This window comes from uncultured Algibacter sp. (genome assembly GCF_947487605.1).
Lineage (GTDB): Bacteria > Bacteroidota > Bacteroidia > Flavobacteriales > Flavobacteriaceae > Algibacter_D.
In genome coordinates this window covers 109,306-126,977 of record NZ_CANKXK010000004.1, presented here as the reverse complement: position 1 = coordinate 126,977, position 17,672 = coordinate 109,306, and the positions used below count along the sequence as shown (strand labels likewise).

Genomic DNA, 17,672 nt, shown 5'->3' with positions numbered 1-17,672 from the left:
ATGCGAAAAATTTTAATTTTACTTCTTATAATAGCTAGTTATAGCAGTTGTAAATCTTCTAAAAAAGGCAGAAATTCAAAAGTAATTACCAAAAAGTCAGCTACTAGAAATGTTTCAAAAAGTAGAACAACTGAAACTTCTAAAATAACATCATTGGAAGAACAAATTATTGACTATGCTAAAACATTCGAAGGTGTAAGATATAGATGGGGTGGCACAGATAAATCTGGAATGGATTGCTCTGGTTTAGTGTTTGAAACTTTTAAAAGCCATAATATATATCTCCCAAGGATATCAAGAGATATGGCTAAAAAAGGAACCAAAATCAAATTAAAGGAAACAAAAAAAGGAGATTTATTATTTTTTAAAACAGGAAAAAATAGAAGAAATATTATTAACCATGTAGGCTTAGTAATAGCAATAAAAAACAATGCTATTTACTTTATTCATTCTACAACTTCAAAAGGCGTTATTATTTCTTCTTTGAATGAAGATTATTGGAAGTCTAGCTTTACTGAAGCACGTCGTATTTTATAAGATATTTCTTATATTAGCGCGTCATGCGCTTATTGAATTTTACCATAGTAAAACTAACGGTTTGTCTCATAATTGGCATCCTCATTGGGTATTCATTTGCAATTCCATGGGAAAAGACTTTATACGTTACACTTGCACTATTTTCCTTATTACTTATTTCATATTTACTAGCTAGAAAACAGTTTATAAAAACAATTTGGTTTGGTATGTTAGCCTACCTAATTATGATTTGTTTCGGCATCTTAACTGTAAACTTTCATAATCAAAAAAACTTCTCCAACCATTATTCTAATTATCTTGATGTTGAAAACGACTCAGCCCAACAAATCGCTATTCGAATTAGGGAAGTGCTTAAATCTGGTAATTATTATGATAAATACATTGTTGATGTCTTAGAAATTAACAACATACCAACTAGCGGAAAATCTTTGTTAAACGTCGCTAAGGACTCATTAAAAACTCCTTTAAGCGTCGATGAAATCTACATAAGTAAATCACAATTTAAGGATTTAATTCATCCATTAAACCCTTATCAATTCGATTATAAAAACTATTTAGATAAACAATACATCTACCACCAATCTTTTGCCCAAAGAAACTCCCTTTTAAAAACAGATACCCAAAGTAAAACACTATTTGGAATTGCAGATAATATTAGAAGACACATTAATTTTAAATTAAAAACGTATCCTTTTCAACCCGACGAACTTGCAATTATAAATGCCCTTTTACTCGGTCAACGACAAAATATAAGTAAAGAGGTTTACACCAATTATACCAATGCTGGAGCTATTCATATTTTGGCTGTATCTGGTCTTCATATTGGTATTATTTTACTCATACTAAGTTTTGTTTTAAAACCTATCGAGCACTTAAAACATGGGCGTTCAATAAAAATAATTTTACTTGTTTCTATTCTTTGGGCTTTTGCTGTAATAGCTGGATTATCTGCTTCGGTTACAAGAGCAGTGACTATGTTTAGTATTGTAGCTTTAGCTATAAATTTAAAGCGACCTACAAACATTTACAACACGTTAGCTATTTCAATTTTTGTAATACTGTTATTTAAACCCTTGTTTTTATTTGATGTTGGCTTTCAACTAAGCTATTTAGCTGTTTTTTCAATTGTTGCCATCGACCCGCTGTTATACAATTTATGGAAAAGCAAATATTGGATTATTGATAAATTATGGCATACACTAACAGTTACTATATCGGCGCAATTTGGCATAATACCTATTAGCATATTTTATTTTCATCAATTTCCTAGTTTATTCTTCATTTCTAACTTGGTTATTATTCCCGTTCTCGGAATCATTTTAGGACTAGGATTACTTATTATAGTAATGGCATCCATCAACTTGTTACCAAATTTTTTAGCAGAATTTTATGGAAATATTATTAGTAAAATGAATCGATTTATTGCTTGGGTTTCTAGTCAAGATTACTTTCTAATTAAAGACATATCATTTAATCTCTTATATGTTATTACAAGTTATATTTTGATAATTTCCATAGTACGCCTTTATATAAAACGAAATTATTTTAATTTGAGATTCCTTTTAATTTCAATCTTATTGCTTCAATTTGCATTTATTTTAACTAAATACAATAAACCTTCAAATACCTTTATTATATTTCATAAAAGTAGACATAGCCTTATTGGACATGTTACTAATAATAGGATAACCGTAGCTCATGATTTTGATACCATTACAGCATCAGCAAATAAAATAATTAAAATTTACGCGGTAGAAAGTCATACAAAAACAATTCAGAAAGACACATTAAAGCCTTTTTATGTATTGAATGATAAAAAAATTCTAGTTATAGATAGTCTAGGTATTTACAATTTAAAATCTTTTAAACCAGACTATGTATTATTAAGACAATCGCCTAAAATTAATTTGAATCGTGTGATAGATTCTTTACAACCAAAACAAATTATTGCAGATGGCAGCAACTACAAATCTTATATAGAACAGTGGAAAATTATTTGCAAAAAAAAGAAACTGCCTTTTCATCATACTAATAAAAAGGGAGCGTTTATTATAAATTATTAGTTCGATTTAGATAACCAATCGATTGCGTACAAAGCAACAAATTTACCCTTTAAATGCAGGTTGAAACGCTTTAGCATAAGCTGTAAATTTTGCTTGCGTATCCATATCTTTATAATCGTTATCTTTAAACAATTTTAAATATAGCTCTAAATCTTGAGGCTTTTGATACCCTCGTATAGGCGCAATCACTTTTCCTTTTTCATCAATAAACACAATGGTTGGATAGGCACTAACCTGAAAATAGCTTGTTAATTGATGAGCCGAATTTCGTCTATTGGCATTTGCTGGGTTATAGTTTGGATTTTCAAAAGTCTTTCCATCAAAAGTAACGACATCATTACCTTCGCCGTTAAACTTAACCGCATAATAATGTTTGTTTACATAGTCTACCACATCTTTATTATGGAACGTATTTTTATCAAGCATTTTACAAGGTCCACACCAATTCGTGTAAACATCTATCATTATTTTTTTAGGTGTTTTCTTTTGAAGCGCAACTGCCTCATCTAATGTCACCCAATTAATCTCTTGAGCAACTAAATTCATACTAATAAAGCAGCATGTTACCAGTAAATATATGATTCTTTTCATAGCCTTAATTTTTAATAATGTTATTAGCGACCGCTAACCATTCTTGAGTACCACCACGAACATAGCCCGTACTACCAAGGCTATTTAAATTCATTTTACCATCTGGCTTCTTTTCTGGATTCACAAAAAAGATTTTTGGATACCCTCTAACATTAAATATTTTTTGTAATTGATAATTTTGAACTTTTACCGATTGCTCTTGAGGTGTTCTTCTTGGAAAATCTAATTCCATAAGCACTACATTGTCTTTTGCCCAAGCTTCAAAATCTTTAGTAAGTAATACTTCGCGTTGCAATCTTTTACACCAACCACACCAATCTGAACCAGTAAAAAACATGAGTACTGGCTTGTTTTCATTTATAGCAATTTCGGAAGCTTTGGTCATATCTGTATGCCAAATTACTTCTTGAGCTGTGCTAAAATGGTAAGCACTAACCAATAATAAAAATGTAAATAATATCTTCTTCATAATCGTTTATGTTGCAAAAGCTATTCCGAACTTACAAAAAAAGCTCCTAAACAGGAGCTTTTTGAGTTAATTTTAACTATTTATTCGATTAACGAACACCATGCATGAGTTTTTTAAGTAATGGGTGAAGTAATAAAGATACAAGCCCTAAACCTATTGGTATAAACGTAAAAATCAAAAAGAAAAATGAAAGACCATGTTCGCTAGTAATCTTTTCAATATCTCCGCCAACATAGTGCGCCAATTTGTTACCAATTGCGATAGCTAAATAATATACACCAAACATAAATGCAACCATACGACCTGGAACTAGTTTACTTAAATAAGAAAGCCCCATGGGACTTAAACACATCTCACCTAGCGTATGGAATAAATAAGCGAATACTAACCACGCCATACTTAGGCTTGCAGTTTCAGCACCAAGAGGCACATCCTTAGCGCCAAATGCTAAAAAGCCAAATCCAACCCCTAAAAGGGCAAGTCCTAAAAAATATTTCACAGAAGCTGGCGGATTATATTTACTATCCCACCACTTAGTAAATAGTGGTGCAAACATTATAATAAAAAGTGAGTTCAATATTGCAAACCAAGTAATTGGAACTTCTGTTTCGGTAGAATGAAATTCAATATATAGTTTATATAAAACAATAGCCCAAACAATAACAAAACTAAACCCAAGAATAATATTTGATAAACCAATTCTGTTAAATGTCTTTCTAAATAAACTAAACAACACATAAGTAATAACACAAAGCGGCACTACCGTAACTATTAGATCAACAATTTTAAACGTCGTTGCTGCACCTCCTTCCAAAATTCTATTCGTATAATCTCTTGTATATATTGGTAAAGAACCTGCTGCTTGCTCAAATGCAGCCCAGAAAAATATAGTAAAAAGACAAAATATTGAAAAAGCTATCATTCTATCTCTCTCTATTGGTATATACCTTGGTATTCTAACTATAAGAAGTAAAACAAAAGTTATCGCTGCTAATAATGCAAAAAACAAGGAATCTGTCATTCCTGCAACTGTAAAGTTAAAAGTGTAAATATTCCCAATTTTACTTAAGGGGTCATTAATTATAAAAATCATTGCTGAAATAATAAAGACTCCTATAAGCAAATAATCAATTGTTAAAAACCTATTTAGCTTTACATCATTGCTTGAAATTTCTCTAGAATTATTGGTTAAATCGTCTATTAAATCGACATCCTCATTCTTAGGCTTATCACCAATATTACCAAAGAGTGCTTGTGCATAATAAAACTGAAGCATCCCTAAAAGCATAAATATTCCAGCAAGACCAAAACCATAACTCCAACCTATTTTCTCTCCAACCCAACCGCAAAGCATTATCCCTATAAAAGCCCCAGCATTTACGCCCATATAAAAAATATTATATGCGCCATCCTTTTTCTCGTCATGACCTTCATACATTTTAGAAATTATGGATGTCATGTTAGGTTTAAAAAAGCCATTTCCAACTATCAAAAAAGCAATCCCAATATATAAAAAGGTTGGTGTTTCTACAGCCATTGAAGCATGTCCTAAAGTCATTAACAATGCGCCAATAACTACAGCCATTCTGTAGCCAATTTTATTATCGGCCAACCAACCTCCAACTAAAGGTGTTAGATATACGAGCATTGCATAAGTCCCTAAAAGAGATAAGGCGGCTTCTGACGTCCATTCCCACCCAGGGTTATCACCAATAAGTGCACCAGTTAAGAATATGACTAAAATAGCACGCATTCCATAATAGGAAAAGCGCTCCCACATTTCGGTAAAGAATAGTACAAATAAACCAGATGGATGTCCTAAGACTTTATCCTTAAAAAAATGATCGGTTGCGTTTTCTGCCATATTATGAGTATTAAATTTTAAAAAAGAAAAACCTCATAAAAGTATTATGAGGTTTATATTACAGTTTCATTAATTATCTGCTAATTCGAAGCCTTCAGCCTCCTCATGCATTGTTCTTTCATTATCTTCAGCTCCATGAGTTAAAATTTCCAATTTCTTTCTAAACAACATAACTAAAATTCCAAAAAGAACACAAAAAACAGCTATTCCAGTAAAAACAGTCAACTCCCCTAAACCTTCAGCCGATTCTCCTAATAATCCTGCAAGTTTATTTCCAAACCCAGTCATCGCAAAATAAACACCCATCATTAAAGAAGCATACTTAACTGGAGCAAGCTTGGTGATATAAGATAATGCAACTGGAGAAATACATAATTCTCCCACTGTGTGAAACAAGTATGCTAACACTAACCAATACATAGCCGACGAACCTGCATTATTAAATTCTGATGCAGCAGCAGACATAAAGAAAAATCCGGTTCCCATAATAATTAATCCAACAATCATTTTAAATAAAGAAGTTGATACTTTTCCTTTCAATTTTCTATTTGCCCAATATAATGCCACCGATGTTCCGAGGAAAATTATAAACATGGCATTTAATGATTGGAACCAAGACGCAGGTACTTCCCAGCCCAGTAGCATTCTATTTGTATTCTCTTTAGCATATATGTTCATTAAACCTCCTGCTTGCTCAAATGCACCCCAAAAAACAATTACTAATAAAAATGATATAAATAAAACAACGACACGATCCTTTTCTATTTTTGTTAAAGGTCTACTCATCAGCTCCTTGTCTTCTGTACTTTGCGAAGCACCTAAAAAATTGCCTACATGTTTTAAATGCTTTTGTCCAATAACATACTGGATTAACCCTAATGTCATTCCTATGCCTGCTAATCCAAAACCATAATGCCATCCATGTACTTCTCCCACATAACCAACAATTAAACTTGATAAAAATGCCCCTATATTGATACCAATATAAAAAATAGTAAACCCTTTATCTCTTCGAATATCTCCTTGCTTATATAACCCCCCTACCATAGTAGATATATTTGGTTTAAGCATCCCCACTCCAACTATAATTAAAGCCAAACCAGTATAAAAAGCCCACATTTGTTCAACAGCTAAAATACTATGTCCAGCAACTAAGATTATTCCGCCGTAGAGAACAGATTTCTTCTGACCTAAAAATTTATCTGCAATCCAACCTCCAGGAATCGACATCACATAAACTAACATAGTATACCAACCATAAAGTGCTAAAGCTTCTCCATTAGACCATCCTAATCCTGCGTTCACATCAGAGGTAGTTTGCACCAAGTAAAGCACTAAAATAGCGCGCATACCATAATAAGAAAAGCGTTCCCACATCTCTGTAAAAAACAGGACATATAGACCTACTGGATGTCCAAATAATTCTTTTTGTTTAATTGTAGCTGAATTTGCCATATATATAATTGTTAGTTAGTATTCTATCCTTTAATTTTTACTTTTTCTTCTACTTCAATTTTCTCATCTTCATCTCTTTTATCACCTAGTTTATCATGTATAAACCTTGTCATTTTTTTATATAAATGCAACCTTGTATTACCACCATAAATACTATGATTATCATCGGGATACACAGCCCAATCAAAAGGCTTATCTGCTTGAATTAAGGCCTCTGCTAATCGCATTGTATTTTGTAAATGTACGTTATCGTCTGCAGAACCATGTACTAAAAGAAAATCTCCTTTCAACTTATCAACATGATTTATAGGTGAATTATCATCATAACCACTTGCATTCTCTTGAGGCGTGGTCATATATCGCTCTGTGTAAATAGTATCATAAAAGCGCCAACTTGTTACTGGTGCCACGGCTATTGCCATTTTGAAAACATCATTACCTTTAAACAAACAATTGCTACTCATAAAACCTCCATAACTCCACCCCCAAATCCCTATTCGGCTAGCATCAATATAAGATAATTCTCCTAATTGTTTTGCTGCAGTAATTTGGTCTTCTACTTCATATTTACCTAATTCGTTTTGAGTCACTTTTTTAAATTCAGCACCTTTAAATCCAGTACCTCTACCATCTATACAAACAATTACATACCCTTCTTGTGCCAAATGCTGAAACCAATAATCGTTTGGACCATTCCATCTGTTAACTACTTTTTGAGATCCTGGTCCTGAATATTGAAACATTAATAGAGGATACTTTTTAGAGCTATTAAAATCTGCAGGTTTAATTGTCCACATATTTAAATCGTTTCCATTAACATGTATGGTACTGAATTCTTTTTTCGATGTTTTATAATTTGAGAGTTTTTGAGACAATACATCGTTGTCTTTTATACTTTTTATAAGATTTCCTGATGCCGCACTATTTAAAGAATATTCAGGTGGTGTTGAAGCATTAGAAAATGTATTTATGAAATATGAGAAATCTGCACTAAATGATGCACCATTAGTCCCCTCACTCTTAGTTAATCTTTGTTTGTTTCTACCGTTGAGCTTAATGGAATACACATCTCGATTTATAGAGCCATTTTCTACAGATTGATAAAATATTTTATTCGTGTTTTCATCATAACCATAATAATTAGTTACTTCCCAATTGCCTTTTGTAACTTGATTTATGAGTTTACCATTTTTATCGTAATGATAAATATGATTATATCCATCTTTTTCACTTGTCCAGATAAAGCTATTATCTTTCAAAAATGTTAAATTATCTGTTACATCTATATATGCGTTGTCTTTTTCTGCAAGCACTAAATTAGATGTGTTTGTTTTGGCGTTAATCATCCACAAATCCAATTCATTTTGATGTCTGTTCATGTAATGCGCACTCAAAACATCTGGATTATTAGTCCATTGAATGCGTGGGATATAAAAGTCGTTGTACGTTTTACTAACCTTTACTTCATTAGTATTTTTAGTATCAAGATTATAAAGATGAAGTGACACCAAAGAATTAGCTTCTCCTGCCTTAGGGTATTTGAATACCTGCTGGCTTTGATACAATCCTGTACCATAAACATCCATAGAGAATTCTGGCACGTTAGTTTCATCAAATCTTATGAAGGCTATTTTGTTGCTATCTGCATTCCAATCAAAAGCTCTAACAAAAGCAAATTCTTCTTCATAAACCCAATCGGTAATACCATTAATTATTTCATTTTTTTTGCCATCAAAAGTAAATTGAAGTGTTTCTCCAGAATTTAAATCTTTAACATATAAATTATTTGCTTTAGCAAATGCCACTTTAGTGCCATCTGGTGAAAAGGTAGGCTCTTGAATTTTATCTTCCGAAATTAACTCGAGTGTCTTATCACTTACGTTATAAACATAGTAATTACCTAATACAGAACGACGGAAAATAGATGCTTCATTAATTGCCAAAATTACTTTTTGCTCATCCTTACTAAATGTATAGTCTGTAAAATACGGCAAAGCATCAAGATTAGCAGAACTAACTAGAGTTTTTACTTTTTCTAATGTTTTGTAATCATAAATCTCAATTGATGTGCTCCTTGAGGTTCTATCAAAATTTAAAACTGAATATTGCTGACCGTTATTCATGGAGTGTAACACGTCCATACTTTCAGTTCTAAAATTTCCATTCCAAATTTCTTCTAAACTAATTTCTTTTGTTTGTGCCGATACTAATGTGGAAATAAAAAGGCAAATAATAAGGGAAATATTTAAGTATTTCATTTGTAGATATCTACTGTTTTTAAATGATTGAATATAAGATGTTAGCAAGTCAAAATCCTTAAATTAAATAATGAATATAGGGCATTTCGCCAAAAAATGTGTTTATTTCACAAAATGATGTCAAGTTTACTAAAAATTCTGCAAAAAACCGTAATTATTAACACTTAAATAACTTGCTAAAACAAGATATTCAATATTCATACCAAGTGTCTTATCTTTGCAGTATAAACTAATTTTATGAGTAAATCTATTGCTGGTTTTTCTAAATTGTCTAAAGAAAAAAAAATAGACTGGATTGTTAACACCTATTTCTCAGATTCGGAAGAAGCAAGAAATATTTTAAAACAGTACTGGAATACCAACCAAAAGGTGCAACAATTGCATGATGAGTTTATAGAAAACACCATTACTAATTACTATTTACCATTAGGTGTAGCTCCTAATTTCCTTATAAACAACAAGCTTTATACTATTCCAATGGCAATTGAAGAAAGCTCTGTTGTTGCTGCTGCGAGTAAAGCGGCTAAATTTTGGTTAGATAGAGGTGGTTTTAAAACAAAGGTGATTTCTACAACTAAAATAGGTCAAGTACATTTTATTTTTAAAGGTGATTTTAGCAAGCTACAATCCTTCTTCAAGGAAGTAAAACCAAAACTTTTAAGCGATTCTAAAGATCTTACAAAAAATATGGAATCGCGAGGTGGTGGGATATTAGATATTGAATTACGCGATAAAACAGAAAATATAGACGGTTACTACCAACTCCATACTTCTTTTGAAACATTAGATGCCATGGGTGCCAACTTTATAAATTCTTGTTTAGAGCAGTTCGCTAAGACTTTTAAAACTGAAGCTTTAAATTTTACTTCTTTTACAGAAGACGAAAAGCACATTGAAATTATAATGAGCATATTATCGAACTATGTTCCCGATTGCTTAGTTCGTGTAGAAGTTAATTGTAAGGTCGAAGATTTGAATGAAAATAATGCTATTTCATCTGAAGAATTCGCTACCAAGTTTGTTCAGGCTGTTAATATTGCAGAAATAGAACCATACCGTGCTGTAACACATAATAAAGGCATTATGAACGGTATTGACGCTGTAGTTTTAGCTACAGGAAATGACTTTAGAGCTATTGAAGCTGGTGTACATGCCTATGCAGCAAGAAAAGGACGTTATAGCAGTTTATCGCATGCAAAAATAGAAAACGGTATTTTTACTTTCTGGATGGAAATTCCTTTGGCACTTGGCACCGTTGGAGGGTTAACCAAATTGCATCCATTAGTTAAATTATCATTAGAATTATTACATCATCCATCAGCTAAAGAACTCATGCAAATTGTAGCGGTTGCTGGTTTAGCTCAAAATTTTGCAGCAATACGATCTCTAACAACTACTGGTATTCAACAAGGACATATGAAAATGCATTTAATGAATATATTAAATCAGTTTGAAGCAAGTAACGACGAAAAAAAGCTCTTAACCGAGTACTTTAAAACAAATACGGTAACACATAGTGCAGTTGTTGAAGCTATAAATAAGTTAAGAGTTGTAAGTGATAAATAATATGCTTTACAGAAGTAACGGGAAATTATTACTCACTGGAGAATACGCAGTTCTAGATGGTGCTTTATCTCTTGCAATTCCAACTAAATTTGGTCAATCTTTAAAAGTTGAAACTATAGAAGACCCAAAAATAATTTGGGAAAGTTTGGATGAAAAAGGTTTGGTTTGGTTTGAGAGTTCTATTTCTATTAATGAGATTACTACACTTCAACTGCGCTTAGTGCAGGCTAAGCAAAGCGTTCCTAACAATGATGTTTCAAATAGATTAATCCAAATTCTAAGTACCGTTAAAGCTTTAAACCCAAATTTCTTAAATAAAAAGAACGGATATAAGGTTACTACAAAACTAGATTTCCCTAGAACTTGGGGACTTGGCACTTCTTCTACCTTAATAAATAATATCGCGCAATGGGCTAAGGTCGATGCCTACAAACTACTTGAATTAACTTTTGGTGGAAGTGGATATGATATCGCATGTGCTAAACATAATATGCCTATATCGTATCAGCTTCTCTCTAAAGATGATTTTGCAAAAAGAAATATTAAAGAAGTTGATTTTCGCCCTTCATTTAAAGAACATATCTTCTTTGTTTATTTAAACAGAAAACAAAATAGTCGTGATGGCATTAAACATTATCACGCTAATAAAGAAAATTCGAAATCGGCTATTACAGAAATTGATTCTATAACCAACCAAATAACGTCTTGTAATTCTCTGGCAATTTTTGAAGATTTAATAACGAAGCACGAAAATATAATTGGTAAACTAACAAAGCAAAAACCCATCAAAGACCTTTTTTTTAATGATTTTGAGGGTGGTATTAAAAGCTTAGGAGCTTGGGGAGGCGATTTCATATTAGTTACTTCAAAGGCAAACCCAGCTTCCTATTTTAAAAATAAAGGGTACAATACCATTATCCCTTACAAGGATATGGTATTATAACAACATAAAAGAGCCTCATTAATGAGGCTCTTTTATGTTTATATGAACTGTAATTTTTCTCTATTGAACTTGAGAAGCAGCTCTGTTATCTTCAATATCTGCAGCATCTTTTAATGCTTCAAATACTTTAGTGTTTACTGCACTTGCTTTTTGTTGCGCTACCCTATTTGCAGAAGCTTGATAGTTATCTAATTCTACTGCTGGAGTCACTTTAGTTACTTCAACCATATATACGCCATTTTCTCCTGCTATTAACTTAGAAGTCTCACCTTCTTTTAGTCCAAATGCTGTTCCAACAATTAATGGCTCACGTCCAGCTCCAGAAATAGTTGGAGTTTTCATTGTAAGCGCCGAGGCAGATTTTGCGGTAGTGTTTTCTACAGCTGCTACATCTTCGAGAGTTGTAGCAGAAATACGATCCTTGATAATTTGTGCCTTTTTCTCCTTACGAATTGCTGGAAGTGCTGTAATAGAAGCATCTTCAACAGACATAAGTCCTTCCTTATGTTTTGCAACTAATTGCACAATAGCATAACCGTTAGGAATATTGAAACGTTTAATATCTCCTTCTTCCGAAGCATCTTCAAAAGCCCAACGTACAATACTTCTTTGGTTGCCTATACCCGTAATATTCTCATCTAAAGCTTTAATACCGTTTATTGGACGTACTGTGTATTTACTTTCGGTTGCTGTTGCTTCAAAATCTTCTTTATCAACTTTAATCTCGAAATTAGAAGCATCTCTAAAAACTTTGTTTATAGTAGCTTCTGATGGCTCTATCTTTCTAGCAATCGTACCAATTTTTATAGCATTTTCGACAGCTTTTTTGTCATCTATTCTAATAATATGGTAACCAAATTGTGTTAAAACTACATCTACCTTTCCAATTTTGTTCTCAAACAAAAAGTCTGCAAAATCTGGATCAAAACTAGCTGGATTAAAAGTTGAATATCTAATCCAACCGATACTACCGTCTTTCCCTTTGGTACCATCTGTATTAATTTCGTTAGCAACTTCGTTAAACTTTGACTCACTATTTTTTACAAGAGGCAATATACTATCAACAATCTTCTGTGCTTCTTCTTTTGTTGTTTTAGTTTCTGCAGTTGCTGCTCTAGAACCAATGAATGGTACGATTATATGGCTTGACTGAACAGAATCTGCTATCTTTTTAAATTCTATAACTTTTGTCAACTTAAAACTTCCAGCATCTTTATATGGCCCGTAAACTTCACCAACATTTAATTTAAATATACTATCAGCATGTGCCGCAGGTAAATTTGCCTTAAACACAAAACGATCATTTAATTTCTCGGTAGAACCTGCAATTAAATTAATATAATCGGCATGATTTTTTACTTTAGAAAAAGCTACAATCGTATCTTTTCTTCCTGTTTCATCTACTAACCTACCATTTAGATATGTTTCAAGATCTGCTTTTATAGCATTTTCATCTTCAACAGTAGCTACTTCTTTAAAGTCAACATATCTTATATCTCTAGAGGCTTCAACTTCGTATTTTTTACTATTTTTTTTGATGTAAGATGAAATATCAGACTTACCTACAGTTACCGTACTATCTGGGATAGAAGAATAAGGTATTTGTACATATTTAATATCTACTTTATTTCCTTGTAGTTTATGCTCCAATTCGCCTTCAGCTAAAGTCCCAGTTAAACCTGCTTTAACCAAGTTAAAATAATTTTGACTTAAGGTACTTGACGCTAATTGCTTTTCATAATTTACCCAATCTGAATAAGTCAATGGTTGTCCTCCAAAAAAACCTGGTTGCGGATAGACATCTTTTAAATTCGCAATAAACTCGTTTAATTTATTTTCATCAAATAATCCTGCTTCGTTTAAAAATTCTGGTCTCGTTGCTAAAGATGTTTTTAAAATATCACGCATTTGGTCTTTCTCAACAGAAATTCCTAACGCATCATATTGCGTTTCCATAACCGCTTTTCTAACTTCTTGATCCCATACACGGTTCATAACTTGTGTGCTTGTAGCATTTGGTCCAGCTTGTCTTTGAGCTGCTTCTACCTTTTGTAAAAAATCTTCTCGAGTAACATCTTTTCCATTTATGGTTGCGACAACATTTTGCGATTTTGCTGTTAAAGCATCACTGTTTTTGAATAAATCTGCTAGCACAAAAGAAAATAATGCTAACGCTATAATTAAGATTAAAAAAAGTGAACGTTGTCTAATTTTATTTAAAACTGCCATCTGTCATTTAAATTTTATATTCCAAAAGGGAAATTGCTTGTTAATTTACTTGTCAAAAATTACGATTTGACAAAAATATCGTGCGCGAAAATACCATTTTCTATTTAATAATAAAAGGCTTAACTGGGTTTTGTTCACTGAAAATTGTTGAACCAAGTCATAGATTTCAAGCTATTAAATAAGATATACACTAAGGGCACCAACTTATTAAAGCATACAGAACACTAAAATCTAATCTTCTTCTAAAATTTTAAGTTCTACAAGATCAATTTTTGTAGTTGAAACTTCTAAAATTGTAAACTGAAAATTTTCAATAATTACAATCTCGTTTTGTTCTGGTATTTCTTCGGTATGATTAACAATTAACCCTCCTAAAGTTTCGTAATTTTCGTTTTCTGGAAGATTTAACTTATAGGTTTCATTTATATAATCAACTTCCAATCGTGCTGAAAGATTGTAGGTATCATCTTCTATTTTCTCTTCTATTAAATCAACAGTATCATGCTCATCTTCAATTTCTCCAAAAAGCTCTTCAACAATGTCTTCAACCGTCATAATTCCTGAAGTACCACCATATTCGTCTAAAACTACTGCAATACTTTTGTGCTTTTTAGTTAATACATTTAGCACATCTTTTATTAGTACAGTTTCTGGTATAAACTCAACAGGAAGCATTGCCGATTTAATCGTTTTTGGTTTCTTGAAGAGCTCAAATGAATGTACGTAACCCAAAATGTCGTCAATAGTTTCTTTGTATACTAAAATCTTAGTACGGCCAGACTCTGTAAAAATGGCATTAAGCGTTTTTAGTGATTCATTTATTTCAACCGCAATAATTTCGGTTCTAGGCACCATAACCTCCCGAGCTTTAACTTCTGAAAATTCCAATGCATTTTGAAATATTTGAATCTCGGAATCTACTTCGTCATGCTCTTCAACAGATTCCATTTGTTCACTAATGTAGTTTCCTAATTCCACTTTAGTAAATGCTAATTGAATTTGATCGCCTTCTGTTTTAAAAAACAATCTTAAAACAGTATCTGATATCCACATTACAAAATCTGAAACATACGTGAATAAAACATAAAAAATATAAGCAGGTAATGCTAATGCCTTAATAAGCGTATTAGAATAAATTTGAAAAAACACTTTTGGCAAAAATTCTGCAGTAATTAATATTATAATGGTAGAAATAATGGTTTGTGATAATAAGCTTAAATCGCTTAGCATATAATTTATAAAAACCGAAGAAGTTGGAAGCAAAGACAAAAACCAATTCATTAATAAGTCTCCCATAAACAATCCATAAATAACTAATGCTATATTGTTACCAATAAGCATTGTTGCAATAAATTTGGATGGTTTTGTAGTAAGTTTTCCTAATATTTTAGCTAATAGCCCCTCTTGCTTTTTTTCAATTTCTATATGGATTTTATTTGAAGACACATAAGCAATCTCCATACCTGAGAAAAAAGCTGAAAGTAATAAGGATAAAATAATGACAATAACCTCGGTACTCATTTAGTTTGATGGATCTTTTTTATCAAACTTTTTAGCAAATTTTCTTTTAAAGAAAAACATAAATACTGCCGTAGCACCTAGTAATAAAGATGTGTAAGCAACAACACCCTGGTTAAAATACTTATCTATTGCATCGTAAATAAAAAGTGCTGCAAATATTAAATAGGCATATTGAAAAAACTTTGAATATTTCATTGGTAATATTTATTTGCAAAGATAATAAAATAAGAAATGCTTGTTATTCATCTACGCTAATAATACCAGTAACTTCTAGCACTCTAGCGTTTGTAAACTTTGTGTCAGAATCGAATCCGTTTCCATTAATAACATCGGAACCTGTTCTAAAGGTAACTGGTTTGTTTGTAAAGAGCCATTCTCGCTTTTTATCGAAATATAGTTGTTCTGCAAACAACGTGTCTTGACTATGTGTTGCAATTCTAACATTACCTTGCAAATCAATTAAATCTGTTTTATTGTATACAATCGCATAATCTGAAACAATAACACTTTTTTGATTTTTATCATCGAAAACATCTAAAATAATACCATCGGGAAATTCATTAAATGCAAACTCTCGATTAGAGTAATCTAACATTTTAGGGCTAAGTAAAATTGCTTCTATTTTACCTGAATCTGTATACTTTAAATTGATGTTTTCGGCAACTCCAATAGGCTCATTTTCTGAAATACCCATTTTTTGAACATCGTTAAAGTTGTCCTTACATGAAAAAAACATAGTCACCATAAATATGGTGACTATGTTTAAAAAATTATATTTTAAAAATACCTTCATTTAGATTTTAGGAACTGTAACTGACAAACCTATCCAGCATCCAACTTTAATAACTTGTCCAGAACATCCACAACTAAATATTTCTGCTTTACTTGGTGCCTTAGCCATGTAATTTGCTACAGATTGAGAAGCTGCTTTTGATAATGTAGCATCTACTCGTGCTGCTTTTCTAGCTTCGTCTGCTGCTAACCAATAAACCGCTCTTTTATTAAAGTTAGTATCTCCACAATCTTTAGCGCTCGCAGCATACATAGCTGCTATAGATAAATGTGGACGTCCGTTAGAAGGATTTAATTTTAAAGCTTCTCTAAAGAACCCTCTAGCTTGACCGTATCTGTGCTTAGCTTTTAATTTTAAACCTATTCTATTGTTAAGTTTCGATTTTTTAAAATCGTCTGTTTCTAAATCAATTGCTTGCTTATAAAATGCAATAGCTTCATTTGGTTTTCCTTCTTTATCTTTTAAAATCCCTAAATAATATGCTGAATTTGCAGAAGGACTTAACTCATGGTATGCATTTACTAGCTTGAAAAATAATGGATCGTCTGTACATTCTTTTTCAGACATTTTTCCAGCAGCTCTTTGTAACCACAAAGCATCACCTTTATTAGCTTCAAAATCTTTAGTATATAAAGGAATTAAGTTTTCGCAATTTGCTCTATCACCTAATTTAGAATCGATACTACCAGAAATTTTATCGTAAGCCTTTAAGTAACTTTCATAAGATTTTTTATATCTTTTTTCCTTGCTTGTCAATGCTGTTCCAGCATCTTCCTTAGCAATTAACTTATTTACTTTACTTGAATAATTTTTAACTTCATCTTCAACTTTTTCAACTACATCATCATATTTATTAAATAAATCTGAATCTGATTTCTTTTTAGCATCAAACAAATCTACCATTAAAGAGAAATAAGTATATAAGCTTTTAGGGTTTGTAAACGTAGCTTTATCTAGTTTATAAGCAGCATCATAGCACTCGTACAATTCTAAATCTGTTTTTCCAAGAACCTCTTTATTGTCATACATTAATTGACAAGCTTTTGCCGCATATTCTCCTTTTGCTGTTTTACTAGCAAAATACTGTGCACGTTGTTCCCAAAGTTTTAAAAGATCGTTGATATAGGTTATTTGATCTGCACCCGAAGTTTTATCTATTTTATCTTTTAATATTTTTTCCCCATCTATATAAATGGCGTTATTAAACTTAGGGCATTTGTTTCTTACAGCCATCCAAGGCTCATAAGCAGCATCATAATTTTTAGCTTTTACATATTCGTGAAAGATGGAAAGCTTTGTCATGCACTCTTCGTCTTGTTGTGCAAAACTTATATTAAATGCTAAAAATAATACTGTTAATAATAATGTAATTTTCGTCTTCAT

General features: G+C 31.8%; 14 protein-coding genes. 4 read left to right on the top strand and 10 right to left on the bottom strand.

What is annotated here, in order from left to right:
* Nucleotides 1–537 (top strand): C40 family peptidase, encoded by a 537-nt coding sequence (locus tag Q0739_RS06050; RefSeq protein WP_298237813.1) that lies wholly within the window; start codon nt 1–3, stop codon nt 535–537.
* 23 nt (nt 538–560) lie between these two features.
* The gene (locus tag Q0739_RS06045; protein ID WP_298237812.1) at nt 561–2,600 is read left to right on the top strand and encodes a ComEC/Rec2 family competence protein; all 2,040 of its coding nucleotides are present in this window, start codon (nt 561–563) and stop codon (nt 2,598–2,600) included.
* 42 nt (nt 2,601–2,642) lie between these two features.
* On the opposite strand, the gene Q0739_RS06040 is transcribed toward Q0739_RS06045, so the two are convergent.
* The 5 genes from Q0739_RS06040 to Q0739_RS06020 form a co-directional block, all read right to left on the bottom strand.
* A complete protein-coding gene (locus Q0739_RS06040; protein WP_298237811.1) occupies nt 2,643–3,191 on the bottom strand; it encodes a thioredoxin fold domain-containing protein in 549 nt (182 codons plus the stop codon).
* Between the two features lie 4 nt (nt 3,192–3,195).
* A complete protein-coding gene (locus Q0739_RS06035) occupies nt 3,196–3,660 on the bottom strand; it encodes a thioredoxin family protein (protein ID WP_298237810.1) in 465 nt (154 codons plus the stop codon).
* Between the two features lie 88 nt (nt 3,661–3,748).
* The gene (locus Q0739_RS06030; protein WP_298237809.1) at nt 3,749–5,524 is read right to left on the bottom strand and encodes a peptide MFS transporter; all 1,776 of its coding nucleotides are present in this window, start codon (nt 5,522–5,524) and stop codon (nt 3,749–3,751) included.
* Between the two features lie 69 nt (nt 5,525–5,593).
* Complete coding sequence (locus Q0739_RS06025) at nt 5,594–6,979, bottom strand: peptide MFS transporter (RefSeq protein ID WP_298237808.1); 1,386 nt, start codon at nt 6,977–6,979, stop codon at nt 5,594–5,596.
* A 23-nt stretch (nt 6,980–7,002) separates the two neighbouring features.
* Entirely contained in the window at nt 7,003–9,237 is a 2,235-nt protein-coding gene (locus Q0739_RS06020; RefSeq protein WP_298237807.1) for a S9 family peptidase, read from the bottom strand.
* Between the two features lie 237 nt (nt 9,238–9,474).
* Here Q0739_RS06020 and Q0739_RS06015 point away from each other — a divergent pair, with 237 nt between their 5' ends.
* Both Q0739_RS06015 and Q0739_RS06010 read left to right on the top strand, forming a co-directional pair.
* Nucleotides 9,475–10,803 (top strand): hydroxymethylglutaryl-CoA reductase, degradative, encoded by a 1,329-nt coding sequence (locus Q0739_RS06015; protein WP_298237806.1) that lies wholly within the window; start codon nt 9,475–9,477, stop codon nt 10,801–10,803.
* Nucleotide 10,804: 1 nt separating this feature from the next.
* Nucleotides 10,805–11,746 (top strand): GYDIA family GHMP kinase, encoded by a 942-nt coding sequence (locus Q0739_RS06010; protein WP_298237805.1) that lies wholly within the window; start codon nt 10,805–10,807, stop codon nt 11,744–11,746.
* 60 nt (nt 11,747–11,806) lie between these two features.
* Here Q0739_RS06010 and Q0739_RS06005 read toward each other — a convergent pair whose 3' ends face one another.
* The 5 genes from Q0739_RS06005 to Q0739_RS05985 form a co-directional block, all read right to left on the bottom strand.
* Nucleotides 11,807–13,975, bottom strand: coding sequence for a SurA N-terminal domain-containing protein (locus Q0739_RS06005; RefSeq protein WP_298237804.1), 2,169 nt, complete (start codon nt 13,973–13,975; stop codon nt 11,807–11,809).
* A gap of 231 nt (nt 13,976–14,206) precedes the next feature.
* The gene (locus Q0739_RS06000; RefSeq protein WP_298237803.1) at nt 14,207–15,496 is read right to left on the bottom strand and encodes a hemolysin family protein; all 1,290 of its coding nucleotides are present in this window, start codon (nt 15,494–15,496) and stop codon (nt 14,207–14,209) included.
* Nucleotides 15,497–15,691, bottom strand: coding sequence for a hypothetical protein (locus tag Q0739_RS05995; RefSeq protein ID WP_298237802.1), 195 nt, complete (start codon nt 15,689–15,691; stop codon nt 15,497–15,499).
* Between the two features lie 43 nt (nt 15,692–15,734).
* The gene (lptC, locus tag Q0739_RS05990; RefSeq protein ID WP_298237801.1) at nt 15,735–16,289 is read right to left on the bottom strand and encodes an LPS export ABC transporter periplasmic protein LptC; all 555 of its coding nucleotides are present in this window, start codon (nt 16,287–16,289) and stop codon (nt 15,735–15,737) included.
* On the bottom strand, nt 16,290–17,672 hold the full coding sequence (locus Q0739_RS05985) for a hypothetical protein (RefSeq protein ID WP_298237800.1): 1,383 nt from the start codon (nt 17,670–17,672) through the stop codon (nt 16,290–16,292).